Source organism: Nocardia speluncae NBRC 108251, assembly GCF_001613245.1.
GTDB lineage: Bacteria > Actinomycetota > Actinomycetes > Mycobacteriales > Mycobacteriaceae > Nocardia > Nocardia speluncae.
Map to the genome: position 1 here is coordinate 26,312 of NZ_BDBZ01000037.1, position 25,841 is coordinate 52,152.

At 63.8% G+C, this 25,841-nt stretch carries 28 protein-coding genes and 2 pseudogenes; 19 read left to right on the forward strand and 11 right to left on the reverse strand.

Annotated elements, in window-relative coordinates; all coding sequences use genetic code 11:
- Window positions 1-100 precede the first annotated feature (100 nt).
- Together NS6_RS34970 and NS6_RS27815 are read right to left on the reverse strand one after the other, a co-directional pair.
- Window positions 101-685 carry a hypothetical protein gene (locus NS6_RS34970; RefSeq protein WP_157112985.1) on the reverse strand — a complete coding sequence of 195 codons (585 nt, stop codon included), beginning with the start codon at window positions 683-685 and terminating at the stop codon, window positions 101-103.
- An 18-nt stretch (window positions 686-703) separates the two neighbouring features.
- Window positions 704-1,039: a hypothetical protein gene (locus tag NS6_RS27815; protein WP_068047862.1), complete on the reverse strand. Its 336-nt coding sequence runs from the start codon at window positions 1,037-1,039 to the stop codon at window positions 704-706.
- A 1,678-nt stretch (window positions 1,040-2,717) separates the two neighbouring features.
- On the opposite strand from NS6_RS27815, the gene NS6_RS27820 reads away from it, so the two are divergent.
- Both NS6_RS27820 and NS6_RS27825 read left to right on the forward strand, forming a co-directional pair.
- A complete protein-coding gene (locus tag NS6_RS27820) occupies window positions 2,718-4,067 on the forward strand; it encodes a hypothetical protein (RefSeq protein WP_068047865.1) in 1,350 nt (449 codons plus the stop codon).
- A 103-nt stretch (window positions 4,068-4,170) separates the two neighbouring features.
- The gene (locus NS6_RS27825) at window positions 4,171-4,890 is read left to right on the forward strand and encodes an HAD family hydrolase (protein WP_068047868.1); all 720 of its coding nucleotides are present in this window, start codon (window positions 4,171-4,173) and stop codon (window positions 4,888-4,890) included.
- Here NS6_RS27825 and NS6_RS34290 read toward each other — a convergent pair.
- The gene (locus NS6_RS34290; protein ID WP_157112986.1) at window positions 4,884-6,260 is read right to left on the reverse strand and encodes a helix-turn-helix domain-containing protein; all 1,377 of its coding nucleotides are present in this window, start codon (window positions 6,258-6,260) and stop codon (window positions 4,884-4,886) included. The two genes, NS6_RS27825 and NS6_RS34290, sit on opposite strands and share 7 nt — an antisense overlap.
- 373 nt (window positions 6,261-6,633) lie before the next feature.
- On the opposite strand from NS6_RS34290, the gene NS6_RS27840 reads away from it, so the two are divergent.
- From NS6_RS27840 to NS6_RS27865, 5 genes are all read left to right on the forward strand, one after another.
- Window positions 6,634-6,936, forward strand: coding sequence for a hypothetical protein (locus tag NS6_RS27840; protein ID WP_068047876.1), 303 nt, complete (start codon window positions 6,634-6,636; stop codon window positions 6,934-6,936).
- Between the two features lie 79 nt (window positions 6,937-7,015).
- The gene (locus tag NS6_RS27845) at window positions 7,016-8,395 is read left to right on the forward strand and encodes a hypothetical protein (protein WP_068048206.1); all 1,380 of its coding nucleotides are present in this window, start codon (window positions 7,016-7,018) and stop codon (window positions 8,393-8,395) included.
- A gap of 7 nt (window positions 8,396-8,402) precedes the next feature.
- A complete protein-coding gene (cyaB, locus tag NS6_RS27850; RefSeq protein WP_068047879.1) occupies window positions 8,403-8,975 on the forward strand; it encodes a class IV adenylate cyclase in 573 nt (190 codons plus the stop codon).
- Between the two features lie 124 nt (window positions 8,976-9,099).
- Window positions 9,100-9,873, forward strand: a complete 774-nt coding sequence (locus NS6_RS27855) for a class I SAM-dependent methyltransferase (RefSeq protein WP_084471483.1) — start codon at window positions 9,100-9,102, stop codon at window positions 9,871-9,873.
- Window positions 9,874-10,427: 554 nt separating this feature from the next.
- Entirely contained in the window at window positions 10,428-10,898 is a 471-nt protein-coding gene (locus NS6_RS27865; protein WP_218024285.1) for an NUDIX domain-containing protein, read from the forward strand.
- A gap of 20 nt (window positions 10,899-10,918) precedes the next feature.
- On the opposite strand, the gene NS6_RS35265 is transcribed toward NS6_RS27865, so the two are convergent.
- Window positions 10,919-11,161 carry a hypothetical protein gene (locus NS6_RS35265; RefSeq protein ID WP_068047885.1) on the reverse strand — a complete coding sequence of 81 codons (243 nt, stop codon included), beginning with the start codon at window positions 11,159-11,161 and terminating at the stop codon, window positions 10,919-10,921.
- A 188-nt stretch (window positions 11,162-11,349) separates the two neighbouring features.
- Between NS6_RS35265 and NS6_RS36510 the strand changes: the two are divergent.
- Window positions 11,350-11,568, forward strand: a pseudogene (locus NS6_RS36510) (hypothetical protein); the annotation flags it as partial.
- A 54-nt stretch (window positions 11,569-11,622) separates the two neighbouring features.
- Here the strand turns inward: NS6_RS36510 and NS6_RS27875 are convergent.
- Window positions 11,623-12,195 (reverse strand): NsdA family TPR-like regulatory protein, encoded by a 573-nt coding sequence (locus NS6_RS27875; RefSeq protein WP_068047888.1) that lies wholly within the window; start codon window positions 12,193-12,195, stop codon window positions 11,623-11,625.
- A gap of 684 nt (window positions 12,196-12,879) precedes the next feature.
- Between NS6_RS27875 and NS6_RS27880 the strand changes: the two genes are divergently transcribed.
- The 5 genes and pseudogenes from NS6_RS27880 to NS6_RS27905 all read left to right on the forward strand — a co-directional run bounded on the left by NS6_RS27880 (window position 12,880) and on the right by NS6_RS27905 (window position 15,917).
- A complete protein-coding gene (locus NS6_RS27880; protein WP_157112987.1) occupies window positions 12,880-13,521 on the forward strand; it encodes a hypothetical protein in 642 nt (213 codons plus the stop codon).
- 134 nt (window positions 13,522-13,655) lie between these two features.
- Window positions 13,656-14,090 (forward strand): hypothetical protein, encoded by a 435-nt coding sequence (locus NS6_RS27885; RefSeq protein ID WP_068047894.1) that lies wholly within the window; start codon window positions 13,656-13,658, stop codon window positions 14,088-14,090.
- A 154-nt stretch (window positions 14,091-14,244) separates the two neighbouring features.
- Window positions 14,245-14,640 (forward strand): annotated as a pseudogene (locus tag NS6_RS27890) (DUF6973 domain-containing protein); the annotation flags it as partial.
- Entirely contained in the window at window positions 14,630-15,046 is a 417-nt protein-coding gene (locus NS6_RS27895) for a hypothetical protein (protein WP_157112988.1), read from the forward strand. The pseudogene NS6_RS27890 and the gene NS6_RS27895, both read left to right, overlap by 11 nt.
- 523 nt (window positions 15,047-15,569) lie before the next feature.
- Window positions 15,570-15,917, forward strand: coding sequence for a hypothetical protein (locus NS6_RS27905; protein ID WP_068047906.1), 348 nt, complete (start codon window positions 15,570-15,572; stop codon window positions 15,915-15,917).
- 472 nt (window positions 15,918-16,389) lie between these two features.
- Here NS6_RS27905 and NS6_RS35270 read toward each other — a convergent pair whose 3' ends face one another.
- The gene (locus tag NS6_RS35270; protein WP_068048213.1) at window positions 16,390-17,286 is read right to left on the reverse strand and encodes a hypothetical protein; all 897 of its coding nucleotides are present in this window, start codon (window positions 17,284-17,286) and stop codon (window positions 16,390-16,392) included.
- 527 nt (window positions 17,287-17,813) lie between these two features.
- Window positions 17,814-18,689, reverse strand: coding sequence for a helix-turn-helix transcriptional regulator (locus tag NS6_RS27915; RefSeq protein ID WP_210747136.1), 876 nt, complete (start codon window positions 18,687-18,689; stop codon window positions 17,814-17,816).
- Between the two features lie 98 nt (window positions 18,690-18,787).
- On the opposite strand from NS6_RS27915, the gene NS6_RS27920 reads away from it, so the two are divergent.
- From NS6_RS27920 to NS6_RS35275, 3 genes are all read left to right on the forward strand, one after another.
- A complete protein-coding gene (locus tag NS6_RS27920) occupies window positions 18,788-19,507 on the forward strand; it encodes an SDR family oxidoreductase (RefSeq protein WP_245669533.1) in 720 nt (239 codons plus the stop codon).
- Window positions 19,504-19,989, forward strand: coding sequence for a hypothetical protein (locus NS6_RS27925; RefSeq protein WP_210747137.1), 486 nt, complete (start codon window positions 19,504-19,506; stop codon window positions 19,987-19,989). The genes NS6_RS27920 and NS6_RS27925 overlap by 4 nt, the downstream gene beginning before the upstream one ends.
- Before the next feature lie 154 nt (window positions 19,990-20,143).
- The gene (locus tag NS6_RS35275; protein ID WP_169812504.1) at window positions 20,144-20,293 is read left to right on the forward strand and encodes a hypothetical protein; all 150 of its coding nucleotides are present in this window, start codon (window positions 20,144-20,146) and stop codon (window positions 20,291-20,293) included.
- A gap of 196 nt (window positions 20,294-20,489) precedes the next feature.
- On the opposite strand, the gene NS6_RS27930 is transcribed toward NS6_RS35275, so the two are convergent.
- Window positions 20,490-21,074 carry a TetR/AcrR family transcriptional regulator gene (locus tag NS6_RS27930; protein WP_068047912.1) on the reverse strand — a complete coding sequence of 195 codons (585 nt, stop codon included), beginning with the start codon at window positions 21,072-21,074 and terminating at the stop codon, window positions 20,490-20,492.
- 85 nt (window positions 21,075-21,159) lie between these two features.
- On the opposite strand from NS6_RS27930, the gene NS6_RS27935 reads away from it, so the two are divergent.
- Window positions 21,160-21,666, forward strand: coding sequence for an anthrone oxygenase family protein (locus tag NS6_RS27935; RefSeq protein ID WP_068048222.1), 507 nt, complete (start codon window positions 21,160-21,162; stop codon window positions 21,664-21,666).
- A gap of 342 nt (window positions 21,667-22,008) precedes the next feature.
- On the opposite strand, the gene NS6_RS27940 is transcribed toward NS6_RS27935, so the two are convergent.
- Window positions 22,009-22,350, reverse strand: coding sequence for a hypothetical protein (locus NS6_RS27940; protein ID WP_068047914.1), 342 nt, complete (start codon window positions 22,348-22,350; stop codon window positions 22,009-22,011).
- Window positions 22,351-22,800: 450 nt separating this feature from the next.
- Between NS6_RS27940 and NS6_RS27945 the strand changes: the two genes are divergently transcribed.
- Together NS6_RS27945 and NS6_RS27955 are read left to right on the forward strand one after the other, a co-directional pair.
- Window positions 22,801-23,304, forward strand: a complete 504-nt coding sequence (locus NS6_RS27945) for a hypothetical protein (protein ID WP_068048226.1) — start codon at window positions 22,801-22,803, stop codon at window positions 23,302-23,304.
- 549 nt (window positions 23,305-23,853) lie between these two features.
- Window positions 23,854-24,678, forward strand: a complete 825-nt coding sequence (locus NS6_RS27955) for an alpha/beta hydrolase family protein (RefSeq protein WP_068047921.1) — start codon at window positions 23,854-23,856, stop codon at window positions 24,676-24,678.
- Window positions 24,679-24,726: 48 nt separating this feature from the next.
- Here NS6_RS27955 and NS6_RS27960 read toward each other — a convergent pair whose 3' ends face one another.
- Window positions 24,727-25,221 carry a GNAT family N-acetyltransferase gene (locus tag NS6_RS27960; protein WP_068047924.1) on the reverse strand — a complete coding sequence of 165 codons (495 nt, stop codon included), beginning with the start codon at window positions 25,219-25,221 and terminating at the stop codon, window positions 24,727-24,729.
- A gap of 122 nt (window positions 25,222-25,343) precedes the next feature.
- A complete protein-coding gene (locus tag NS6_RS27965) occupies window positions 25,344-25,796 on the reverse strand; it encodes an ArsR/SmtB family transcription factor (RefSeq protein ID WP_068047927.1) in 453 nt (150 codons plus the stop codon).
- Between the last annotated feature and the right edge of the window lie 45 nt (window positions 25,797-25,841).

Genomic DNA, 25,841 nt, shown 5'->3' on the forward strand with positions numbered 1-25,841 from the left:
CCCGAACACTGAATCTTCAGCCACGGCCTTTTGCCTGGTTTGGTAACCGTGTTCGAGGCTGTGAGCGGCGTCCTTGGCTATCGCTCGCGACACGTATGCATTACCTTTTCGGAGGAGGTTTTCTTGGATGAGCACCCATGAACCCACCTCCGATATCGGGGATATTTCCATGAAATTGAAGCGAGATTCCGTCAACGTTCCATCCGCCGACGCTAGCAACTGACGGAAGGAATATTTGGCTCGGCAATATCACGAAGGGCGTATAGACTTCTAGCCTGTGAAGGATTTCCGGAGAGTCGCTCGGCTTCCAGATGCTTGCCGTGATTGAGTCCTCCAGATCGAAATGGACTTCGATCGTTTTCTGATCCGGAACCAGCACCGCAGACAAAACGCTTTCACCCACCAGAGGGGTGGACTTTCCCGTATCCCGCACCGCATCCGCGAGTATCGACCGGAATGCATTAGCCGAGTTGATACCTTCAGCCCGAAGACGCGCCCTGGTCTCATCCATGATCGCTTGGTCAAGCGTTCCCGCCGGCAAGACGCCATACTCGGAAGACTTCGCATAGTCGGGAGATCCATCGTTGAAAAAGTAATCGCCATCTGAGAAATCAATCTGGAACAGCAGATTCTTTCTACGAGGCCGGGTGAACTGAATTCCCGCTCCAGTTACGGTCAAGGCCACCTTACGAGCATTTGAAGGTTAACGCTTGTAAGCATCGACGACAGCTTTTACCAGTCTTTCGCAGATCTCCTGGTAGTGCAGCGCAAGGCGGTCCGAAAGCATACGGATAGCAGCACCAGAAAGTTCGGGCGTACCGCTAATTGCCTCAGCAATAAACTGATCCGTTGGCTTACCGTCAAGGTAAGCAAGCCCAGCAAATCCGAAGACCAACCAGCAGTCCGTTCCAATGACAATCACCGTCTTGTTTGCCATGATGTCGTGATCGCCAATCGCATGGCCTCGACGAACCACCGTTAGTCGATCGCTGGCGTGCAGAATGTGCTCGTAAGCGTATGCGCTGATGATGAGTGTCACCGGGCGAGTTTAGCTCTGACACAGTAGATACGAGCGAAGTCCATAGGTGCGGAGCCCATCCGCAGCCGTTTCAGCCGTCGATAAATAGTCCGAGGAGAGGCAAGTAGGCGTCTGGACCACGACCGGCGCACCAGGCAGCTGGCGGTTGGTTCATCCTCGGCCGCGGGAGGTAAGTCGGGTACGGCTCTCGTCGTGCCCACACTTCTCGGTTATGGAAAATTCGGCAACTCGAACTGGGATCGGTGGGTGCTGACGTAGGCGCGCTGCCGTCGGGCCGACGCGCCTGCGGAGCGCAGCCTGCGAAGCTGAGCCGTTGCGTGGCGGCCCGGCGGCGGCGCGTAAGCGCCGGCGCCTCTTGATCCTGTATGGCGAAATTCGGCAGCCCCATCGAGTAGGTAGCTACACGGTCAGGTCTTACATCGTGCTCCTGGCGTGCTCCCTCGTTGGCAGGGGGCAATTGCGGAGTAACACGTCGATCCATGAGCGCGCCCTCCCAGCTGAGTCGCAGGACCCCTGTCCGCATCGGCACGAGCGGGAGATTCCCGGCGACGATGCCGATCTCGGCGGCCGCGGCAGCGGTCATGAACATCGAACTCAGTCGGCCCGTTCCGACACGAAAAGCTACAACAGTGATCGGAATCACAATATGAATATTTATATAGCCTGGCCAGGCCTTCCGCATCATTGCACCCCCACTCATTCGGCCCGATCGGGCAGTGGCTTGCCTGTCGGAAGGGATAAATTCAGTGTCGAATCCATGAGTAGCGCGATTGCAGCTGGCCTGCTGTCTCTCCTGGTTGGTGTACCTGCCTCCGTCGCCGTATTGGTAGCCACTGTCGGTGCTGTGTTCCATCGCAACCGCGAACACCGAAAAACCGCATTGGAAGTCCTTCGAATCCTTCTGCGACGGAGCCGCTGATGGAGTCGGGAGTGCGTCGCGGGCAGGGCCTCACCACAAAACTTCGGCGCCGCGAGCGGCTTCACTGGCTTCTGTCGATCATCGCAGCAAGCGATCAAATAGAAGTGCCACGGCTGATACGCGGTTCAGCGCCCTCCGAGGCCCCCGCCACCCTCCAACGTTACGAACGCTATCTCGACGAACTAGTCGATCTCGACCTCGTGTGGATACACCGAGGACGACGAGGGGGCCGCATTGCAAGTGCAACCACTCGAGGCCGCCGCGCTCTCGCGCGAATTCAGGCTATCGAGTACCCGCCTCAACACACGCGTATCAGTTAGCTGCCGAGACCTCCACCTGTACATGACCTGCTCAGAGGCAGACCTGCCTGGCCCCGCCGGCGGGGCTACGTGGGCCGAGCACCGCGGCCCCGCCCGGCGTCGAAGCCCACAGATGGGTTGGCTGGCGGTACCCGGCCAGAGGAACCCACTTGGGAACGTCCGCGGATCGGAAAGAGGTGGAGGTTGGTGGAGCAACATGTGGACGAGCCAGGAACCGGCCGGTGTGGGATATGTCTGCCGCGTTGTGCCGTTCGGCGGGTCGTGTCGAGGTAGACGGTGATCACCGCGCTCTGAAGCTCTGGTCGTCAGATTTGTTCGCCCGCGCCCTCGGCATTAGGCGTGTCGCTCGTTGTCCGGGGTGTCGCCTGTGTAATGCTGGACGGCTGCCCACCAACGAGGGCCGCTGGGCTAGACAGAACCGGCAGGCTGGGAGACCCCGATGTCAGATTTCGACCGAGAGGAAGCCGCGCGGGTACAGGAATGGATCGAGCGACTCGAGGCGTTCGTGGCGTCGCTGGACGGCGTCGAGGGCGACGACGCGGTCGATCTCGCCCACGATGCTTTCGAGGCTTGGCAGAACCTTGCCCGGTCGAGTTTGACCGAGCAGAGCCCATCGGCTCTCCTCATCTTCGAGGCGCTGAACGTGCTAGCGAAGGTGGCGGTGATCGTCGCTGTGGATTGGGTCGAGACACCCGACGCTCGCGACCGGCATACGCCGGACTCCGCCCAGCGGCTCGTGAAGGACGGCTTGGAAGGTGTTCTGCGCGCTTGTAAGCGATGGTTGTCCACTGGACTCCCGTCGTCGGAGGATGTGCGTCGGCGGTTCGCTGAGGCGGCGGCAGAGGTCCAGGAGTCGATGTGCGCGATGAGTGAGCGGTCAGCGGAAATGGATGCCCAGGATGCGCGAGCGGATGTGGACCCGTATGGCGCAATACTAATTCACAACGTCCCCGAAAGACCCGACATCGCCGCCGTTTTCACGAAGATCTGCTCGTTCACAGAAGAGGACAACACCCGATACGCCGAGGCGCACGACAGACTGCGGCGAATGATCGACAGCGAACTGTCGCAACATATCTCCGACGAGGGTGAACGATTGTGCGATGTGTTGATCGGCGTGTTGACCGAACTCCGCGATCGGCAACTCTCCCTCAACGACTTCGATGCCGTGGACGAACGTCGCCGTCGAATCCGTTCGGCACTCATCTCGTTCACTGCCGCGCTGCAGATTCACGAGTATCAGACAGTCCGTGGCGCGCGGCAGATTCTCGGGCTGGAACGTTCTGAGGTCGATAAGATCAAGGAGTTATTCGAGGAATTCAAGAAGAAGTCGTTCGAGTACCGCTGGCTCGAGGCACTGCGGGATGCATTGCAGCACGGTGATATCAATGCCTTCAACTGGAATTTCAAGGTCAGCGTTCGATCTGAGCCGGAGGTGACGATCACTGTAAACCGCGCGTTTCTGTTGGAGTTCTTCAAGGAGAACCGAAAGAAGCCGTGGCTCAATCAGCGCGAGCTGGAGAACCTGACTTCTGATCCGAGTGTGCTCCACATGATCGCATCGGTACAGCCGGTGATCGGCTCGTTGCAGGAGAAGCTCGACAAGATCTTGTACCCGGACATCGCCCACGACGCTGCGACAGTGCGTGAACTGATCAGTAGATTCGAGGGCAAGGAAGGTGTCTGCTGCCTCCAGACGGGTCCTGGGCTCACGCGCCGCAGGCTGGCGCCGCCCCACTCACGTCTCGCACCGCGAGTGCTGGCTTTCGCCGAAAACTACGGCGAGTAAGACTGAGTTATCTCAGGAACCTACGTGCGCATAACGGCATGGACCATGACGGTTTGGCCAACGCGACCTCGTAGGTTCTGATCGGGTCTGTCAGAATCCCCTCATGACTGCGGCGCGCCCGGGACTCGTCATTTGGGATATCGACGGCACCCTGATCCCTGCCGACCTGAGATGGCTCAGAAGGGCTATCGCGCGTACTTACGCCCTACCGGAGCCAGATGTGGTTTTCCCAGCAGCACGAGTGCATGGGTTCACTGACGAGTCGATCGTTGTCGAAACCGCTCTTACGTCGGGCATCTCGCGAGAACTGGCAGAGGGCAGCGTCCCTCGCTTCCATGACGAGCTGGCGAAGGTGATGTCTGAAGGCGAAGCAGAGCTGGCGCGAGACCAACCGGCCTATGCCGGTGCGGCTGAGTCGATCGCTGAACTGGACAAACATGGGTTCGTTCAAACCGTCTTGACCGGCAATTTGCGATATGCGGCAGAAACCAAGCTGAGAGTGGCCGGCCTGGATTCGCTCCTGCGACTCGACCTCGGTGCTTACGGCTCGGATTCCCGGGACAGGCTGGAACTGCCTGCTGTTGTCGCTGACCGATATCTCAGCCAGTTCGGAAGCCCGCTTCCCAGTTCGCAGACTGTGGTTGTCGGAGACGCTCCAAATGATATCTATTGTGCTCGGCATGCCGGCTTTCGGATCATCGTCGTAACGCACCGGATGAAGCGCAGCGAATTACTGGAGCATTCTCCCGATGAGATCCTCGATGCCTTGGATCCGGACTCGGTTGTTTCCGCGGTCCAATCACTGACCGGTGCTGCTCACTGAATCTCGGTACTTCGGATCCGTTCCAAGAGCGCCTGGACAGGCTGCTCGTTGCGCCACGGTGTGGTTCTCTCGATTGCCCGATGTGCACGTTCGATACCACGTTGGTTACCCATGGCAACGAGACTGCTGTGGGTTTCTCCGAGAATCCGACACCCCTCTTCGAGTTCTCCGATCTGGTTGTATGCGCTCGCCAGGTCGACCTGTGCGGCGAGCCCCACATTCCGGTTCCCGTCTCCAGTTGTGCTCAGTGCCGCGTCGAGAGCAACGATGGCTTTCCGGGGCTTGTTCAGGAAGAGCCAGCAAGTGCCTTCGTAAACTAGAAGCCGACTCGCATCCCAGTCGCTGAAAAGCCCAGTACGGTCAACTTCATCGATGTCGTCAACTGCGCGCTGTGCGCGAGACAGCGCGTCCTGGCACTCCCGATCGAGCTCGAGCACCGCATATGCCTGGGCAAGCTCAGCGCCTATCCTTGCCCTGGCGGCAGGCGGCAAGCTATCCGTCATCGTCGCAGCGTCTCTGAGTATCCGCAGACCAATGATTACGTCGCCGTCCGAGCCGATCAGCGTCGCCGCATCCGACCGCAAGTTGCTTTCGAATATCCGAGCCATCCCTCCGATGACCGGATCACGCATGCTGTCTGCCAGCTTGCGAGCGAATGCGCAGTGCGAAAGCGCCATCGCACGATCGCCGACAGCACTCCATACTCGACTTGCGACAATGGAGGTCTCACCCAGCAGTGATCCGAGTCGTTCTTTCAGCCGGCTGTCGCTCGTATTCCGGAACAGGGCTGAAACAGTGTCCCGATGTGCTTCAATGGGGCCCAGGAGTGCACCCGGTGCCACACTTTGGCGTTGACCGGCCAGCAAGCGGGTTACCTCGCCGAGACCCGTGAGCGCATGTTCGGACATTCGCTGCGACCGAAGGTATGCACCGATCTGTTCGCGATCCAATGGCATGTCAAAATCTATGGCATCCGATAGCGCCCCTGGATGAGTGCATGGGCCGAAGACGCCAATGGGCCCACACTCACTTCGTTCATCCGCGCAACCCGCTGTGCCTACTCGGCTAACCTCTCGACGGGCGACTTTCCGCTCTTGCTTGCTCCGGTCGTGTATCGCCATAAGCTCACCATCAGCATCAAGCCCCGCATCTATGGCCGCAACGAGATCTCGGGAAGGTAGATTCGCGTCCTCCCATTCGGTCATGGACACGTACTGACGCGTGTACCCGATTCGCGTTGCGAGTTCGCGCTGGCTCAACCCCGCTGCCAGTCGCCGACGTTTGATTTCGCGCGCAAGTTCATCGGCCACCTGCGCGCGCTGACGATTGTGGTCGGGCACCGCTACCCGTTCGACGTTCCCCTCCTGCATGACTCGATTCTGGTGGAAAGTTAGCAACGGCAAGTCTATTTCACCGGTTTTGCCACCTTTCTTGCCATGCGGGTCCACCGCTGTTCTGGGACTGACAGCCCACCGAATCGATCTCGAGGGGAACAGCGATGAGAACCACCGATACCCGCACAGCGACCGGATTTTCTCCGGACGAAGTGTCTTCAGTTACTGCGGCCTGCAGACCCGCTGAGAGCAGCCGGTCCACGACACTGCAGACCTGCTGTCACAATCACCGCGTCCTTCTGGAGCGGATAGTTACAGGGCTCCGCGCGCTACGCGACACCGACCCAATAGATTCTTTCCAGACCGACTTTCCAATCCGCAACTGCGCGCACCCTGAACAGGCGGCGCCATGAACTACTCGATCGCGTTCGGCTGGATCGACTATGACATCAGCCGCGCGCCCGAATGGGATCGCGCCCAGATACACCGACTCGGCCGCCACCTCGGGTACCGCCTTGTGTGGCCGGACGAACGGTCAGTACTCCGCGTGGCCGACCAGGCACGCAACGCCCGGGCCGACCTGGTGATCCTGCCCGCGCCCGACCACCTGAGCCCGCTCGAACTCAACGCGGTCATGGACGTGACCGATATAGAAACCGTGGCACCGCGACTCAGCTTCGCCCGCTGGGCATTCGCAAAGGTGGGTCCATGAGCGCCCCGGTGGCGATCGGTTTCGCCATCGCGATCGGGCTACCGCTGCTGGTGATCGCGGCGACGATCTGGTGGCCGTGATGATCGGAGCACCGCACCGCTTCGCGCATGTGCACAAGTCGGCCGCGACCTATCTCGACGTCGCCGCCAACGACCACGGTGACGAGAAGGGAGTACTCGTATACCGGGCGTTGCAACGCGTCGAATCGCCTGAACCGCATCTCGTCGAGATCGGCCCGGGTGGTGGCGCTGCCGTCGACTACCTCGCGACGCGGGCAGCGGAGGATCCACGCCCTGTACGACTCACCCTGGTGGAAGCACCCGGCGTCTCCTCGACCTCGCTCACGGACGCGATCGCGCGGTTCAACGCGGTCGGGTCGTGCGTGCTGGTGCACGGATGGGCTCAGGACATCGGGCGACTGTTGGGTGAGCCGGTCGACGTGATCAGCGCATCCGCCCTGATGCACGAGGTCTACTCCTACGGTGGCGCCTACTCCGGACTGCACACCTTGATGCGGACACTGCCGACCGTGCTCCATCCCTACGGCTACTTCGTCTACCGCGACGTCTACGCCGTCGCCGCGCCGAGCCTGCACGAGCGGGTCGTGCAGTCCTACAGCTCGCAATCCTGGTTGCAGTTCTGGCGCATGTTCGTCCCGCACTACCTGAGGGAAGGCACCCATCCTTATCACCATCACGACGACGAGGTCGTCGCCCGGCAGAACTCGCGCATTGTGCCCGTGGGTGAACTTGATACGCGGGTGTGCGCGGTGATCGAAGCGCCGGTCGGGCTGTTCCGCGAGGTGCAACGGCACTACATCACCTGCCGAGACCATGTCTGGCGTTCCGGGATCCTCGGGTTCCGGCCGGTTCTCGACGGACCACTGTCCGGAGATTGGATCGACTTCCGGACCGGCCACAAGCGAGTGCACTACACCCTGACGGAATCGGATCGGATGCCGGCAATGCAACGGGCGAACGTCCTCGCGGTGAGTGAACCGTTCGACGACCATCATGTGATCGACGGAGATATCTTCGATGCCGTCAGCGACGTAGCCCTGATGGCCTTCATGTCCGCGGCCGAACAGGGCGGCGACGACTATGTGCGAACCTGGGATTCGTGGCTGACCCGGGAAGGCCGCGAAACCTACGCCTACCTCACCATCGACGAGCTGCTTTCCGCGTTCGCGGTGCACTCGATCAACGCCCATCCCGGCCGAGGCCTGGTCCTGATGCCGGTCTCGGCCGATGATGTGTTCACCCGCGACCGGCGCTACTACAACCGGTTCCTTACCCACCGCCTATCGAACCCGCTCGTCGACGCGAAGCAGATGGTGCTGTTCCAGAACATCCCGCTCAGCGACACCGAAACCCTGCAACGCGCTCTCGGCACCCTGCAAACGATCTGCTCGAAACCGACACTTGCTCGACTACACACGGCAATTCACTGGAAAGGATGACCCCCGCATGGACCTGATCGAGGTCGAACGCAAGCGCGAACTCGCCGAAAGCGAAACCCTGCGCCGCAGCCTCACCGAACTCGGCTACCGCGAAATCAGCTCGCTGACCGAAATCGACACCTACTACAGCCGCCCCGACGTCGACTACATGGAAACCGTCGAATGCCTACGGGTACGGCAGCGCGGCGACTCGGCCGAGATCACCTACAAACCGCCGTCCAGCACAGAAACCCATTCGGATCGCGGCGTCATCTCGAAGCAGGAGACCAACGTTCAGCTCGCCGATACAGACCAAGCGGGCGCGGCGAACGCTCTGCTCGCGGCGGTCGGAATGGTCGAACTTGTACGAGTCGAGAAGGCACGCACCACCTACCGCCAGCCAGACTGTGATAGCACGGCCGTGAGCATTGATGTGGTCGCCGGTGTCGGTGCCTTCGTCGAAACGGAGATTCTCGCTTCCGACAGCGCCGGCGCAGCTGCACATCTCGAGGAGATCGAGCAGGCGATCGGCATTTCCGCTAACCCGATCGTGCGCCTTCCTTACCGGGACCTGGTAATACACGCACAAACAGCAGTATGAAGGATGCGGCAAGTGGCGATTGTGTGCTGCGTGTGCCCTCGCTCTCGCCTTACGCATTCCGCCGGAATTGGTTGACGAGCTGATCTCCTGGCGTTCTGGTCGGCTGGTCGGCAGGATGGGTCGCATGCATGCTATTCCCGAGAGTTCTGTCGGGGCCGCTGACGTCGCCGCGGAAGATGTGGATGCCGAAGACGGGGCTGCCGAAAACAACTACGACAACTTCGCCGAGGGGTATACAGCCGAAACCGAAACCAACCTCATCAACGGCTATTACGCGCGGCCCGCGATCGTGGATCTGGCCGGGGATGTGACCGGTAGGCGGGTCCTCGACGCCGGTTGTGGCTCCGGCCCCATATTCGCAGCGCTGCGTGACCGGGGTGCCATCGTGACCGGCTTCGACTCCAGTGCCAAGATGGTGGCGCTGGCCCGGCGGCGATTGGGCGACGACGCTGCCCTGCAGGTAGCCGATATCGGCAGTCCGCTGCCATTTTCCGACGGTGCGTTCGACGATGTCGTCGCGTCCCTAGTACTGCACTACCTGCAAGACTGGACCGCGCCGCTCGCCGAGTTGCGGCGCGTGCTGAAACCCGGTGGGCGACTGATCGTATCCGTCAATCACCCATTCGTCTTCAAGTGGCGCTATCGCGATGCCGACTATTTCGCGACCGTCAAGCACTCCGAGGAATACACCTTCGACGGTCAGAGGGCCGTACTCACCTACTGGCATCGGCCCCTGCACGCGATGACCGATGCTTTCACCTCGGCAGGCTTCCGCACAGCCGTCATCAGCGAACCACCTCCGGCATCAGGTGCCCGCGAACTCTTCCCCGACGCGCTGGGGCAAGCCTCCTCCGGGGCGTTCCTGAGCTTCCTGTTCTTCGTTCTGGAGGCCGTTTAATTAGGGTGGCGCGGGTGAGCACACCATCGAGTTCGGAGCCGGCAACCGGGGTGCTGCCCGTGGAGCAGTATGTGGCCGGGCTGGCACGCAAACGGATGGCTGCGAGGGTGTTGTTTCGCGACGGGACGTCTGCGATGTGGAAACCGTGCTACCGCGTCTCAGCTTCCCACGCTGGACCTCCACGCAGGACACACCATGAGCGCCCTGAAGGTGGTCGGTTACGTCATCGCGATCGGACTACCGCTGCTGGTGATCGCGGCGACGATCTGGTGGCCCTGACGGTCGATCCCCCGCGCCACATCCGGATCAGAGGTCAGTCTCGGCACGCTCGGCACACGCTTCGCACGCCTTGGCGCGGACTGCCGGGAGCCTGGTCAGTATCCCGACGAGTCCGCGGGTGAGCGAGCCATCGGTAGCCGCGGCGAAGATATCGATCGACTCGATGGCGCGGGCAATGTTCACCAAGGCGGAAACCGCAGAGATGCAGGCCCGCGGATAGGGTGACGCGGGTGAGCACACCATCGAGTTCGGAGTCGGCTACTGGGGTGTTGCCGGTGGAACAGTACGTGGCCGGGCTGGCGCGCAAGCGGATGGCTGCGGGGGTGTTGTTTCGCGACGAGCGGGACCGCGTGCTTTTGGTGGAGCCGACCTACAAACCCAACTGGGAAATACCGGGCGGCGCCGTCGAAGAAGACGAGGCGCCGTGGGAGACGGTTCGCCGCGAACTGTGCGAGGAGATCGGCTGGGACCGAACTGTGGGCCGGTTGCTGCTGGCGGACTACGTGTGCCCGCAGGACAGCCGCCCCGAGGGCGTGGTGTTCCTCTTCGACGGTGGTGTGCTGTCCGAGAGTGACGTAGCGGAGATGGTTCTGCATCCGGGCGAGATCCGCTCTGCGGGGTTCTACACGCTCGATGAAGCAGCCGAGAAGGTGAAGCCGCTGCTGGCAGATCGTTTGGCAGCGGCATTCGACGCGGTGCGCGAAGGCACGACGGTGCTCTGCGAACAAGGGCGGCGCATCGGTTGACCACCGTCCTTGGTTCGCGGTCAGGCCAGGACCGGCAACAACCCTGATTCCGAATGCGGACTCGACGCCGGCAGGGCGGTGTGTTGCTTGCCCGCCACCCGGTAGAGGCTGTCGTGGATGTGCTCCAGCCCGGTGAATACTCCAGCAGTGTCGGGGTCACCGCAGACGGCTACCCCGCACTGCTCGAGATGTCCGCCGTCGAGGAGGTGAGTGATACCCAGTGGACGATCCTCGGTGAACGGCTGGTCGACGAAAACCGGCACATTCGGCTGTCGACAGCAGACATCCGTCTCCCGGACGGAGTGGAGTTCACCCAATTACGTCGCCCGTATGCCTCGGTGTGCAATGACACTAGTGCTCAACGCCAACCGCGACGTTCTGCTGATGTACCGGCACCGGTGGATCATCGACCAGTGGGTATGGGAGCTGCCGGAGGTACGTCGATCACGCCGAAGACGTTGCCGCCGCGGCGGCCCGTGAGGTCGAAGAGGAGACCGGCTGGCGTCCGCTCACCATGGAACACCTCGTGACCTATCAGCCTGCGGTCGGAACCTTGGACCATCCCCAGGAGATCTACTTGGCCGCGGGGCGGAGCTCACCGAGACCCTGCCGGACGTCAACGAGGCCGAGACGATCGGATGGATACCACTCGATGAGGCGGTCGAGATGATCTCTCGCGGCGAGATCGTCGGCGCAGCGACCGTGGTCGGTGTGTATCGGGCACTCACACTGATCTGACATTCGCCACTCGATCACGGAACTCCTCGACCACCGGAATATCGCGGTAGGGAGCGAGTCGTGCCCGCACGTCTCGGAGGTAGGCGCGGGTTCGGCGGGACTCCACAGTTCCGGACAGTTCGAGCGCCTGGGTACCAATCCGAACAGCTTCGTGCGGATCCTCGGGTATGAGGCTCGACGCGAGCAGGCACAGGTTGAACACCTTTCCCCGCTGGAACCCGTCACTCATATCGAGAGATCGCCGTGCCAGCACGGCGGCACGATCGTTCTCACCCAGGTCCCGGAAGCACTGGCCGGCTTTAGCGGACATATACGCCGAGTCGAGATACGCCAGCCATGTAGGACGAACAGGACTGTCGCGGTCGAATGCGCGCTCGGCCGCGTTCAACGAGCCCCCGCAGGATCGTGCATCGGAGCGAGCGGCGTGGCCGTGGGCTTCTACCATGTGGCATCCGGCTTCCAGCGCGGGAAGGCCGGCCGAGCGCGCCGCGATCTGCGCTGCGCGTGCGAGGTCCACCGCATCGCCGGGCCGACCCACGTAGGTCGCCTGGTGACTCATCGCCGCCAGTGGCGACGTTCTGAACTACCGTGAGCACGGACGTACCTTCCCGACCGGCGTTGGCGCGCCGGCATGATCAAGACTTCGGACTGATAGATCATCCGGGAAGGTGCGTCCTTCCCGTCATCCACAGGTCTTGATCATTTCTCGGCCGCACGCGGGGTCGTCGGTCGCTCGCGCCCTGCTGCGGCCCGGCGCCGGTGGCTACTCGAAGCGAGGGCCTACCCCAGCGCACTGAAGCCCTCGTGGTCGGCGGTGAACGGTCGACTCGCTCGGCCGAGCCTGCCGAATATCGGTGATTCCGCACGTCGGCCTCCGGAAACAACGAGCACGAACGCCGGTCGGCATGGGTACTATCCATCCTGGTCGGGGGAGCCCGGCGCTGTAAAAGAGGATGTACTGATGGTCGACGAAAGACAGCGGGGGCAGAACCGCGCCGAGGGGTTCGCATGGGGAGCGCACGGAGCGGCCACACCTCCGAATGGCCCCGCTGTCCAGCAGCAGTATCCCGGTGGGCAGCAGCCGTTTCCCGGCGGTCCGCAGTTCCACCCGAACATGCAGGCGCCCGGTCCAGGCATGACGGGGCAACCACAGCCACACCCGATGGGAGGAGCGCCGCCGCAGCTGTGGCAACACGGAGGACCGTCGTCGCCAATGGGATTCGCGCCTGCGCCCTATCCGGGTATGCCCGGTCCGCCGGGCTCCCGTAGCAATGTCGGCCTGATCATCGGGCTCGTGGTGGCCATGGTGGTGGTTCTGGTGCTCACGGTGGTCGGCATCGGGGTCGTCGCATCGAGATCGGGTGGCGATGACGAAGCCGACCCGTGGGCCGGGGACTACTCGCCGGAAGGGGTCACGAATACTTGTCATCTGGTCGATACCACGGTCTTCGATCCATGGGCGCCGGACCAGACGGAACTCGTGCACCACGAAGATATCGCCGGGCAATACGGCGGTCCGTCGATCGACTGTCGTACAACGAACTCCGGACCGAACAGTGCCTACGTCACCTTCAAGATCGATGTGGCGTTCGAGACCGATCTGTACGGGTTGGAGCTCGATCGCGCCAAGAGGTCGGATACCGAAATACTGCCCGATGACTACGTGTTCGGTTCGGTGACCGGGCTTGGGGAGGGCGGGTACTACGGAGTCCGGAATCCTCCGGACTCGGACCGGTATCTGGGCTACACAATGGCGATCAAGGACAGCAATGTCCTGGTCGACGTCGACGTGGCAGTCATCTCGGACAAGGCTTTCGACCAGGCCGAGGCCGACCGGATCTGCCGGTATCAGATCGGGAAGATCCTGGACAACCTCCGAAAATGATGCGGCGTAGCAGTTCAGCTTCGCCCGCTGGGCTTTCGCGAAGGTGGGCCCATGAGCGCCCCGGTGGCAGTTGGCTTCGCCATCGCGATCGGACTACCGCTGCTGGTGATCGCGGCGACGATCTGGTGGCCGTAATGATCGGAGCACCGAACCACTTCGCGCACGAGCACAAGTCGGCCGCGACCTACCTCGACGTCGCCGCCAACGACCACGCCAACGGCGACGGCGACGGCGACGGCGACGGCGACGGCGACGGCGACGGCGACGGCGACGGCGACGGCGACGGCGACGGCGACGGCGACGAGAAAGGGCTACCCGTACACCGGGCATTACGACGCATCGAATCAACCGAGCCGCATATCGCCGAAATCGGCCCAGGTGGTGGCGCTGGCGTCGACTACCTCGCTCCGCGGGCAGCGGAGGATCCACGCCCTGTACGACTCACACTGGTGGAGGCACCCGGGGTCTCCTCGGCCTCGCTCACGGACGCGATCGCGCGGTTCAACGCGGTCGCGTCCGTGCGTGCTGGTGCACGGATGGGCTCAGGACATCGGGCGACTGTTGCGTGAGCCGGTCGACGTGATCAGCGCATCCGCCCTGATGCACGAGGTCTACTATGGCGTCATCGCGAAGCAGGAAACCAACGTTAGCTCGCCGCTCCCGACCAGGCGGGCGCGGCGAACACACTACTCACTGCCGTCGGAATGATCGTTCCGGCACGCGTACTGGAACGCGATGCTGGCCAACCGGTTCGGACCCGAGTTCGCACAGGAGTACACCAACGCCCACGAGGGGGTGGACACCAATGCGGCGTCCGCCGAAGCGATGGACCTCCACAACAATGCGGTGAGGCGCAGAATCGCCGCCGAACACCCCGACGCCAGCCCCGAGGAACTGGCCACATTCGTCAAAGAAGCGGTACTCCGTGGGGACATGGTGGTCGTCGGACCGGACGGTATGCTGACGCCGAGCGACCAGGTCGCCCTCGGTGAGACGGGCCGCGCCGAAGGGCCGCCGGCGACAGGTGGCACCAAACCTCCCCCCACCGACACGGAGTTCACCTCGGGCGGATACAACCCGGGAAGCGACGGCGAAAGTTACGGCACGTATGACAGCTAAGACGGTACTGCTCACGTTGTTCGTATGCGCTGCGCTGACGCTGACGGCCTGTTCCGATGATGAAGGGGTTGCCTTGGAAGAAGACCGAACACTGTCGACCCAACTGGCCGAACTACGCCAGAATGGTGGGTCGGTCAGCCTGCACGAGCTGACCGGCGGCGACTGGGACTCCGTTTATGTGTCGCACCAGCCGGTCTCCCGCGACTACGTCGAGCGCCAGGTCGGAGGGAAGATCGACATGGACGAGACGTTCATGCAACAGGGAAATATCCTCGTCTTCCTCGAGAACGGCGAGGTCGCTCGGGCAACCTACATCATCCCCGATCTCCTTCAGCCTGGTGAGTACTCCAGCAGCGTTCGAATCACCGCCGATGGATACCCTGCGCTGCTCGAGATGTCCGAATAGGGCATTCGAGCAGGGGGAGAGTAAGCCATAACTGGGCGAACGTCCTCGCGGTGAGTGAACCGTTCGACGATCACACCTACTACAGCCGACCCGACGTCGACTACATGGAAACCGTCGAATGCCTGCGGGTACGGCAGCGCGACGGATCTGCCGAGATCACCTAAAAACCACCGTCCACCGCAACAACCCACTTGGACCGTGACGTGATCGCGAAGCGGGAAACCAATGTTCAGCTCGTCGGTACCGGCCAAGCGACCGCGGCGAACGCGCTGCTCGCTGCGGTCGGAATGGTCGAACTTGTACGGGTCCGCCGGTCGATATCAGGCTGTCGTGCTGTACGGCGAGAGATTCGCGGCGGCCTGGAGGGTGCCGCCGTGCCGGGTGAATTCAATTGCGCTGTGGGTTCCAGCGGCGACGCGGCAGGATGCTACCTACACGTCGACCGCCAGCACGTAACAAGTAACTGAGCATTTACCAATACAGCAGAGCGAACCCTTTTCACCCAGTAGATGGAGCAGAATAGATGCGTTCCACGGTCCGCAACGGGCTTGCCGTCGCCGCAATCACTGCCGCGGGACTCACCGCGCTCACCCCGTCCGCCGCCGCCCAGCCCTCCATGTACAACCCGGTGATCACGCCGTGCAATCACCTGTTCCGCACACCACTCGAGGCGCCGCGCACCGGCACCGACGTCTATTGGAGCCCGTTCGGCGCCGCCGACATCGTCTGCTTCGACGCCGACATGGGAGGGGTTGGCTTCTATCAGCGCGATCCATGGGGCGGCTGGCACAGAATGAACGAACTGAGTCCCGGCCACTTCTTCTATGAGGTGGTCACCTCGACCGTGCCCGACCAGGCCACCTGGGGCTGAAACACCGAGCGCGCGTTCTGGATTCGCGGGTTCGGGCTGCCGGTCACGCGACGTCGCCGATCGCCGGCCACGGCGCTTGCGTGGCGGCGACCGGAGTCGGATCGGTCATCGTGTTGGCTCGACGGTGCAGATGCGATCCGTCGGCATAGCCGACCTCACCCGGCAGCGGCCGGCCCACACTGCCGGCCTTCCCGGCACCGAATTCCCGGTGAGCAGCTGGTCGAAGAAAACCGGCACATACGCTTGTCGACGGCAGACAACTCCGGCTTCCCGCCCAACCTCGGCAAGCTGGTAACCCCACTGCTCGGCCATGATCGACCGACGACGACGCGCAGCTTCTTCCTCACCCACGCGGCGGCGATAGCCTTCACGATCCCATTCGGAGAAGCTACTCATGGCCTTTCCTCCACTGCCCGCTGCGGCAGCAGCGCACGCTCCTGCAGTGCCGGCGCGGCATTGAGAACGACCACGCTCATTCTCCACCGCCTCCGCCGCCGCCACCCCCGCCGTCACCTCCGTCGCCACCACCGCCCCCTCCGCCGTCACCTCCACCGGCCGACCCACCGTCGGAGCCACCGTCCCCCCAGCCGCCGTCGGATCCCTCCCAGCCTCCGGCGTCGGCGGCCCAGACCAGGGCGATCCCGCCGCCCGTTGCGAGCGAGGCCGCTCCCGCGGCGCGGGAACGGAAGTCCTGCGGCCCGGACGGGTCAGCAACGAGCACGAACTGCGGCACGATGCGACCCATGAGCCAGCAGTGGTTGTTCGCCCGGTCGACCACGATGACCGCGCTGGACCGCGAACCGCGATCCAGGAGATACCCGTCCAGGCGAGCGGAGATGAGAGTCGGCACCGTGGCGCGGTCGCCGAGGAGGACGACGTGGGTCTCGCCGGCGAGCGCGGCAGCCAGAGCAGTGTCGGAGGCGAGCTGCTCGAGCACGCCGAACACCGCGACCCGCAGTGGGCTCCCGGCGACGCGTGAAGCCATCCAACTCCCATCCGGCCGGACAAAGACCAGATCAGGTGCGGCGTCCGGGTCGAATCGGCGCAGCGCGTTCGCGCGCCGCGCCCGGCGGAAGATCCGCGGCGTTGCCACGACCAGGGCCACGGCCGGGACCACCACCAGGAACATGGACATCAACAGCCAGATCATGACACCGAACAGCACACCCGTCCACTGGTTGTCGTCGGGTACAGCCCTACTGACCTCTGCGATCCATTCCAGTGGGCTCAGCACCCCCCAGCCGAGCTCGTTGATCACGAACCTCGTGAACGTCAGCAGCCAGATCACGGCCGCGACACCCAGCAGCAAGGGCAGCAACATGCCGAGCAGGCTCGAGCGAGCTGCTCGAGCGAGCAGTGATCGATCCATCGGTACCTCCTTGCCCTGAAGGAATACAATACTGTCGGCCGATGTCAACGTGATGATTCAGCGGCCGACGGGACAACCGGGAACGCACCGAACGTCCACGGCCCGACTGCTGTCCGGAGCTCGCGATGTCACTTGCGTCACCCAACTGCATAACTTGCCCTCCCGAGCCCGGACCAGGCAAGCAACCACGGAGGCCGTGAGCCACACCGGATTGCTCTGCTACCGCGCATAATTTCGCCATTCGACCATGGGGTAGGCGCCTGTTGTGCCAGCTCGGCAATCGAGTTGCCACACATAGTGTGTGGCTATCTGCGGAGCCAAGACAACCGGGGCAGGCGGCGAACCCGTCCGGCCCCCGGCGAAACGCACGAGCGCCAACCGGGCGGGACGCCACCCGCTCTCGCATTGCCGCAGCGGTGTCGCCGCAGGCCGGTTCTCATGCTGTCACAGATAACAGCGTGTTGTCTGTGGCAACCGAACTTGTCGGACAGTGCTGCTGCTAACCGTGCGGTGTGCGGTATGGGTGCTCACTGTTTCGCCGTGTCGGGTCGATGCTCGGTGGGGCGGAATTGTTCCAGCCCGGTGACGCGGAGTAGTTCGAGGGCCGAGGCGGTGGGTGTGGCGGGTGTGGCGGAGTAGACGATGACGGTCTGGTCGGCTTCGGGTTCGTGCAGCACGTCGCAGTCGAGGGTAAGGGTCCCTAGTTCGGGGTGTGTGACAGTAGTGGTGCGGCTGCGTAGTCTGCCGGAGCGGCCGGTTTGCCATAGTTCTTCAAATTTTGCACTGCCAGAGCGTAGTTCGGTGATGAGCTGGGTGAGGTTCGCGTCCTGCGGGTACTTGGCGTGTGCGGTTCGCAGGCAGCCGACGCAGTCAGCGGCGTGAACCGTGGACTGCTGCGCTGTCATGATGGTGCGATCTGCTCCGGCGCCGAGGAATCGTTGCCGCAGCAAGTTGCGTTGCGCGGGCGGCAACTGGGAGAAGTCACCGAAAAGGGCCGCCGCGAGCAGATTCCAGGCCAGCACATCGGATTTGGCGGACAGCACGATAGCCGGCAGATCCGATACACGGTCCAGCAGCCGCAGCACGCTCGGGCGCACCAGCATGGGAATACATCCGGCATGCGGCGGTTCTGATCCAGCGAGCCGGAAGACGAGATCACGGTCGGCGTCGGACAGCCGCAACGCCCGCACCAGTGCACCCAGTACCTGATCGGAGGGTTTGGGGCCACGCCCTTGCTCGAGCCGGACTATGTAGTCGACGCTGAGCCCGGCCAATTGCGCAACTTCCTCGCGCCGCAGACCAGGTACCTGCCGCCGGAGCCCGGCCGTCAAACCCACGTCGGCGGGCCGGATACGGGAGCGCGCGGTCCTCAACACCATGGCCAATTCGGCTCTGTCCACCATCTCATCCTGCCGCAATCTCGGCGGCGCCGGGTGGGACCGGCAGTCCTACGCCTGACCGGCCCTGGAGACGGCGGCGGCCGGGGGTGACGCTACGAGATGTGACAACATCGACGATCGCCCTGGTGACCGGGGCGAACAAAGGCCTGGGACGCGAGACCGTGCGACGCCTGACCGACCTGGGATGGCAGGTGTTCCTTGCGGCGCGCGACACCGCGCGCGGCACCGACGCGGTCGCCGAGCTGGCCGCCGAAGGCCGGCAGGCGTGGTTCGTCCCGCTGGACGTGACCTCGGACAAGTCCGTCACCGCGGCCGCCGACCTGGTCCGAGCGCGGGCAGGGCGACTCGACGTACTGATCAACAACGCCGGCATAGCGGACCAGGGGACCCATCCAGCCGAGACCTCTCCCGACGAGCTGCGAGACGTATTCGACACCAACGTTTTCGGAGCGGCTCGTGTCACTCGCGCCTTTTTGCCGCTGCTGCGAGCAGCCGAGCATCCACGCATCGTCATGGTCTCCAGTGGCATGGGATCGGTCGCCACCCTCACCGATCCCCGCTGGAAAGACCTCGTACCCCCGACACTGGGCTACCCTGCCAGCAAAGCCGCGCTGAACATGCTCACCGCCGTGTACGCGAGCTCGCTGCCGGACATCCGGGTCAACGCGGTGGATCCGGGTTACACCGCGACAGACCTCACCAGCCATACCGGCTTCCAAAACATCGCCGAGGGCACCGACGCGATAGTGCAGCTGGCCTCCACCGTCGCAGACGGGCCCACGGGCGGGTTCTTCGACCGCAAGGGAAGGATCCCGTGGTGAAGACCGGAGCGATCGCAGCGGCGGCAGTGGTCGTCATCCTGGTCTTGTTCATGATCACCACCGAATCGGAGGACGCGATGAAACAGCAGAACGTGGGCACGTCGACCGTGCTGTCGATCGGGTTGCATCCCAGTGCCTTGGACTACAGCCGGTACCCGCACCTCGACGAGTCCACCCTCACTGCGCGTATCCAGGCGGGCGAAGCCGCACTGCACGAGGCCGGATTCGACATCGTCTCCTGCCGGCTTCCCGCCGAACCCGATGCGGCGGAAGAGAAACTGCGCGAATGCGTCACGGACAGGACTTTCCGGGTCGCCATGATAGGAGCGGGCATCCGCATGGCCCCCGAACACACGCTGCTGTTCGAACGCCTGATCAACACCGTCACCGACATCGCTCCAGGAATCCGGTTCTGCTTCAACATCTCACCCGAAACCACCATCGATTCCCTACGCCGCTGGATACAACCCGACGGCCACTGAGCACAAACCACCTCCCGGGAAACCGCAACCCGGTGACCGATGTCCGCCGGCAGTTCCAGTTTCCCGCCCAACGCGGAAACATACGTGGCGAGAGCCTCGACCGAAGCCCGGCGTCGTATGCCCCGGTATGTCGGATTAGCCTTCAGCCACGTTGATGGTCGCCTCGACGACGGCCACCGACGTACTTCCGGCCCAGGTCACCACCACCCGGAAAATCGAACTGGCCGATCTGACGGCAGCCCACCGCGATGCCGGTCATCACCGCGGAAGACGTCTCGGACCGGTTACGGCTCGGCACGAGTAGTGCTTACGCCGCTATCGATCCAGAGGCGATCAGTGTTGCCACTTACCCGCTCATGTGCCTCCTGTACGAGGGAGCTGGTGGTGCGCGCACACGCGGCGTCGATCTCCACCTGTGTGCCGTCGAAGTTGCCGACCGTCGCGGGCGTGTCGTGTGGGATTCCTGTTGCGTGACAACACCACTGAGTGAGTCTCGCAGATCAGCCGAACAGGCCCGCGCGCGCGGCGGTCAGGGCGACGGCGGCGGCCGCGGCGGCGGTGGTGTCGGTTACCGGTTCGCGGGGGATGAGGACGCGGAAATAGATTGGTGCGACAAGGGTTTTGATCATCTCCGCAGCGTCGGTGCCGGCGGGGATCTCGCCGCGGGCGATCGCGCGGGGCACGATCGGCAGAGCCTGGCGGATGCGGTCGCGGAAGGCGTGCCGGGTGGTGTCCGGTGGGGACGCCGAACCGGCGGCGGGCACCATGACGGCGAGGACCGCGCGGCCCGACGGGCTGTTGATCCAGGCGACCAGGCTGCGTGCCAGTGTCCGCAGGTCCTCGTCGAGCGAACCGGTATCGGGGATGGGGAGTTCCGTGGCGACGCTGTCGTCGAGCGCGTCGACGATCAGGGCGTCGCGGTCGGGCCACCGGCGGTAGACGGTGGTCTTGTGCACGCCGGCCCGGTGGGCCACGTTCTCGACGGTGAACGCGGCGTAGCCCCGTTCGCTCAGCTCGTGGATGGCGGCGGCGAGAACGGCAGCGCGGACCTTCGGCCCGCGGCCGGGCGGTACGGCAGGGTTCATTGCAACTCCTTGTTGCGATATTGGCGGCGATCCGGCACGCTGACAATATCGCAACATAATGTTGCGATGAGCGATGGGAGTTCCGATGCTGTCGAAGACCGTCCGGGCAGCGGCGCTCGTGTTTCCGGGTCTGCTGGCCGGGGCGTTCGGGTACGGCGCGGCGAACGTGCTGTACGCGTTTCGTGAAGTGCCCCTAGATGTTCGGTTCACTTTCCATACCGCCTTGATGCGTGTCAACGGCCCGGTCATGCAGGCGCTGATGGGCTTGGCCGTACTGAGCACGCTGCTGTTGACCGTGCGGTCGACGTCGGTGCGGCGGTGGGTCGCGGCGAGCGCCTCGGTGCTGGTGTTCGCGTCGTTCGTGGTGACCCGTTTAGGGAACGTGCCGATCAATCAGCAGATCAAACGCTGGGCGGTGGGGACGCCACCCAGCGATTACGCCGAGATTCTGCGGCGCTGGGAGCTGTTCCATTTCACCCGGACCGGGTTGGCGCTCGTCGCATTCGTCTTGGCGATCACCGTCGTCGTCGGCGCGGTCGCACCCAGCCGGCAGCCCGGCGAGCCCGCAGCCGATGCTCACGCCGAGCTCTGAAGGAGGATCCTGTGACGGCCCTGTCCGCGAAACCGTCGCTTCGCCGAACTCGGCTACCGTGAAATCAGTTCGCTGACCGAAGTCGACACCTACTACACGCCGGGTACCGATGTTCGAGTCGGGCGGACAGTGCGCTCGGGACGGGCGGATTCCCGAGTGATAGGCCGAGGGGAACGAGGATGTCGCACGCACCGCCCTCGCGCTCGGTTGGACAGCACAGCGGAACGGAATCAGCTGAAGCGAGTAGCCAAGGTCGCCGGGACCGCGGGTCGGTGGCCGGCCGCACGCCCGACTCGGCGGACCTTCGTTCACCGATTGGCTCGACCCCGCGGCCCCGTCCGATCAGCAGCCCTGCGGAGCCCGCCAGGCGTCCTGCGCGTAGGTGGTCGAGCCGACCATGGCGCCGATCACGCCGCCGATAATCCCGAACGGGATGGCCCCGAAAAAGAAGACGGGCAGACCCGCGATCGCGCCGCTCCCTGTCCCGAGCAGGGCGCCCAGGCCGGCCCGGAGTTCGATGGTATCGCCGGGCGCCATGCACGCCGCGACGGGCGCCACCGCCCCAGGCGCCGGAGCAGGCGCCGGGGCGGGCTCGGCCGCGGCGACGCCCCCTGAACCGACAATGAGCAGCGGGGCAATGACGCTGCCGAGCACGGTGCGGGTCAATATCTTTGAACTATGCACGGTAGATCCCTGATCAGTCGAAAACGCAGTGTGCGACCTGAGTAGTCAGATCTGCGACCATAATGTCGTATCGGCCGGTGTAATGCTCGCTTTCGGCATCTCGCTCGGCGCAAGCCGGAAACCGTGCTCGCCGATGATCCGTCCTACCCCGCCTACCCTCCTGCGCAGGTAGACCCTGGTTTCCTTCCTCCCATATCGTCGGCTCGAAGGAGTTGCCGACCGACTTACTTGTGACCTCGCGCGCTGCCGGCGGGTGCGCCGGGATCGCCGGCTTCGCTCAGTTGGACTGTCGCACACAGTCGTCAATCCATGCGCACAGCTCGTGAAGAGCGACCTCCCCGCTTGTCTCCGGTGACGAGGTAGTCGCTCTGGGATCGTGGACCGTCCGATTCCTTCCGCCGGCAGCGCCGCTATCCGGCTTCGGGACAGAGTCGACGATAGGGTGCAGTGGTGCCACACGCGATCACCGCATTGATTCTCGCCGGGCCGTGCCAGGCCGATGCGGTGGATAGGTGGGATCTGGTCCCGGTGCCACTGCGAGGCGACCTGACGCTGTTCCATCTCACCCACTCCTACACGGCGTACTGGCAGGCAAAGCTCGGGATCGGAGGTTATTTCGAACGTCCCGCGAATGCATCCGAACTACTGTTCCCGACCGAGAAGATTATCGGCGTGGTGGCGGCGGAGATCACTGCGCGACCGGCGCCGACCTTCGCGGTGGTGGTTACCGAATACTTCGCAGGAGCAGGAGGGCAGGCGGCCGTCGTATCCGTCGACGGTGGACCCATATCTCCCGTCGACAATATCAATAGCGCACTGCGGGTTCTGGGGGTTGTCGCAGCGCAGGGCTCGGACGAGTTCGACACCGTCGGATTGAGTGGACACCGGTCGACACCCGACTACCTGGATCGTTACGTCGACCTCTGCGAGGATCTCGGGGTGTTCCCGGCGTAGCCATAGCGATATGTGCCCATGTCGACGACCACTTTGCCGGGTGTGTCGAAATCGCCGGCGTTGTAGCTCGGGGCGGGTTGGCCGGGGCGGTAATTCAGGGCATGGGCAATACGGCCGGTGAGGGTGGTGATGGCGTTCCGGCAGGTTTCCGCAGTGCGTTTCACATCGTCTGCTGTTTTCGTGATCTCGTTCCCGATCGAGGACTGCATCGGGCTGTCGACCAGTCTGGCCCACACTGCGAAAAGGAGGCCATGTCCGAGAAAGTTCCGGCACCTCGAACGGCCGGCCCGGAATGCCCTGTGAAACAGCTTTGCTACAGACGTTTTTCGCCGTCCAGGCACCCTTGCCGTCCCAGGTAAACGTGTCGGACACTGTCTTTGTCTGTCGTTTATGCCCACCTGGCCCGTGCCTCGACTCAGGGTAGGGTCACGGGAAGAAACTGCCGTGGATCGCAGACTGCGACCGACGGCGGGCGTTGGGATTGCGAAGGGTCCGGCCGCACCGGCCGATCGGGGTGCAGTTCGATCGCTACGCGAAACAAGGAGCCTAATGGAGACGATCACTGGAACCGCCGCCGGCGTCCCCTATACGGCGCTGCCACCCGACGGCAAGGTCGACGCTCCTGCGCCACTGATCGTGACCTGGCACATGCTGGATGCGCCGCGCACCGATGCAGCGTTCGCCGCAGCTCTGCCGATGGCCGGGGTGCCGGCCTGGCGGGTCCACTTGGGCATGCCGATGTGTGGCGCCCGGATGGTCGACGGCCGTCTCGACGCCGTGCTCGAACTCGCCCGCCAGGACCCCTTACTTTCGTACCTCGCACCGTTCGCGCAGCAGGCAGCCGACGAGTTCCCGGCGGCCCTGGCGGCACTTCGCGATCAGCTTCCGATCGACGAGGAGCCGGTCGGCATTCTCGGCGCCTCGCTCGGCGGCATCGTCGCGCTCCAGGTGCTGTGCACAGAGTCGATCCCGGTCCGGCATATTGCGCTCGTGAACCCGGCCGTCCGTATCCGCTCGGTGGTCCCCCTGACCGAGGGCATCACCGGTCATCCGTACGAATGGACGGCCGAAGCCGAGCGTGTCGCAGACAGATTGGACTTCGTGGCCCGCGCCGCCGAACTCACCGTTGCGCCGCCGCTGTTGGTCGTCAGCGGGGAAGAGGATCACCCGGACCTTCGCGCCGACGCGGCTGCGCTGGTCGACACCCTGCGGCACCGCTCTGCGCAGCCGGACAACGCCGAACTGGTCTCCGTACCGAATCTCGCGCACCCGCTGGCCGACGAACCAGGTCTCGAACCGGCGCCACAGAGCTCTGAAGCGAAGACGGTCGACGACATCCTGACGCAGTGGTTCCGCCGGCAGCTCAGCTCCTAGACGTCGCCGTCGACCGGCACCGCCGGATGTGGTTCTGTCGGTGATACCTCAATCGAGGTCGGAAACCCCGGTAACGCAGTCGTTGTCGATATGCACTCGTGCACGCAACGTTGTGTCGATGAGTCGGCGCGCCGCGATATTGCCGAGCGTCGTGGATGCGGTGAGGTGGTGGGCGCCGTTCTCGGCGGCGAGTCTGCGCAGCTCGGTGGTGACGATGCGGCCGATTCCGTGATTGCGGTACGAGCGGGTGATCCATATCCCTGCTTCGACATCGTCGCCGTGGGGTTCGAGCCGGGCAGCACCGACCACCGTGCCATCGAGTGTGATGGTGAAGGTTCGTTCCGTCGGCCGCGTCGGATGCAGTGCACGACGACGATGGAATTCGACGAACGACCGCCTACGCTCCGGTGTCCACCCGGGCGGCCCGTCGACGGGGGGCATCACCTCCAGCGGATCGGCGCCGGCGACTGCTGCCTCCAGTAGGAGGCATAGGCCGTCCTCGTCGAGCTCGTCGAGCGAGACAGAGTGCTGGGGTTCGTTCACGACGTCGAAGCTTCACGGGTGCAGCGCGACAAGTCAACGGGTTTAGGGGTGGGACTGCCGCGCCAGCGCCACCCGGCGGAAAAGGAGCGGATCCGGCCGCAACCCGAATATCGGCAGCCGGCTCAGCGCAGGACGTCGGCGATATCGGCGGCGGCGGTCATGATGATCAGGGTCGGGACGAGTTTCGGGGCCGGTATCCGGTAGGAGCCACGGCCGTGCTGTTCGATCACTTTCGCCGATATCAGCGCGCGGACATGGTGATACAGCTGTCCTTGCGAGGTGAGGCCCGCCGCCTCCGCGAGTTCCGAACCGGTACGTGGGCCGTCCAGCAGAGCCTCGACCAATGCCTGCCGAACCGGATGGCCCAGGGCGGCCAGGACCTCGACACGGTCGTGCGCGGGCAGCGTGCGTATCGCGGTGGCGCTGTAGCGGATCGTCCAGTCCACTGGGCCGCCGAAATCGACGCTGCCGCCGTATTCCACGAAGCCCCGCTCGCCGCGGTCGGCAGGTGCCGGTCCTTCGAGGGCCGCGATCCGCGCCTCCAGCTCGGCGAGTTTGGCGTCGACATCAGTCACAGCGCCGTCCTGGGGCCCGCCGCGGATTCGGCCGGGCCGGCGGGG

What these genes read in the sequence shown, in the direction of transcription:
- NS6_RS27820 (WP_068047865.1), top strand. Translation starts at nt 2,718, where the DNA reads ATGTCAGATTTCGACCGAGAGGAAGCCGCGCGGGTACAGGAATGGATC.
- NS6_RS27825 (WP_068047868.1), top strand. Translation starts at nt 4,171, where the DNA reads ATGACTGCGGCGCGCCCGGGACTCGTCATTTGGGATATCGACGGCACC.
- NS6_RS34290 (WP_157112986.1), bottom strand. Translation starts at nt 6,260, where the DNA reads ATGCAGGAGGGGAACGTCGAACGGGTAGCGGTGCCCGACCACAATCGT.
- NS6_RS27840 (WP_068047876.1), top strand. Translation starts at nt 6,634, where the DNA reads ATGAACTACTCGATCGCGTTCGGCTGGATCGACTATGACATCAGCCGC.
- NS6_RS27845 (WP_068048206.1), top strand. Translation starts at nt 7,016, where the DNA reads ATGATCGGAGCACCGCACCGCTTCGCGCATGTGCACAAGTCGGCCGCG.
- cyaB (WP_068047879.1), top strand. Translation starts at nt 8,403, where the DNA reads ATGGACCTGATCGAGGTCGAACGCAAGCGCGAACTCGCCGAAAGCGAA.
- NS6_RS27855 (WP_084471483.1), top strand. Translation starts at nt 9,100, where the DNA reads ATGCATGCTATTCCCGAGAGTTCTGTCGGGGCCGCTGACGTCGCCGCG.
- NS6_RS27875 (WP_068047888.1), bottom strand. Translation starts at nt 12,195, where the DNA reads ATGAGTCACCAGGCGACCTACGTGGGTCGGCCCGGCGATGCGGTGGAC.
- NS6_RS27880 (WP_157112987.1), top strand. Translation starts at nt 12,880, where the DNA reads ATGCCCGGTCCGCCGGGCTCCCGTAGCAATGTCGGCCTGATCATCGGG.
- NS6_RS27885 (WP_068047894.1), top strand. Translation starts at nt 13,656, where the DNA reads ATGATCGGAGCACCGAACCACTTCGCGCACGAGCACAAGTCGGCCGCG.
- NS6_RS27895 (WP_157112988.1), top strand. Translation starts at nt 14,630, where the DNA reads ATGACAGCTAAGACGGTACTGCTCACGTTGTTCGTATGCGCTGCGCTG.
- NS6_RS27905 (WP_068047906.1), top strand. Translation starts at nt 15,570, where the DNA reads ATGCGTTCCACGGTCCGCAACGGGCTTGCCGTCGCCGCAATCACTGCC.
- NS6_RS35270 (WP_068048213.1), bottom strand. Translation starts at nt 17,286, where the DNA reads ATGGATCGATCACTGCTCGCTCGAGCAGCTCGCTCGAGCCTGCTCGGC.
- NS6_RS27915 (WP_210747136.1), bottom strand. Translation starts at nt 18,689, where the DNA reads ATGGTGGACAGAGCCGAATTGGCCATGGTGTTGAGGACCGCGCGCTCC.
- NS6_RS35275 (WP_169812504.1), top strand. Translation starts at nt 20,144, where the DNA reads ATGGTCGCCTCGACGACGGCCACCGACGTACTTCCGGCCCAGGTCACC.
- NS6_RS27930 (WP_068047912.1), bottom strand. Translation starts at nt 21,074, where the DNA reads ATGAACCCTGCCGTACCGCCCGGCCGCGGGCCGAAGGTCCGCGCTGCC.
- NS6_RS27935 (WP_068048222.1), top strand. Translation starts at nt 21,160, where the DNA reads ATGCTGTCGAAGACCGTCCGGGCAGCGGCGCTCGTGTTTCCGGGTCTG.
- NS6_RS27955 (WP_068047921.1), top strand. Translation starts at nt 23,854, where the DNA reads ATGGAGACGATCACTGGAACCGCCGCCGGCGTCCCCTATACGGCGCTG.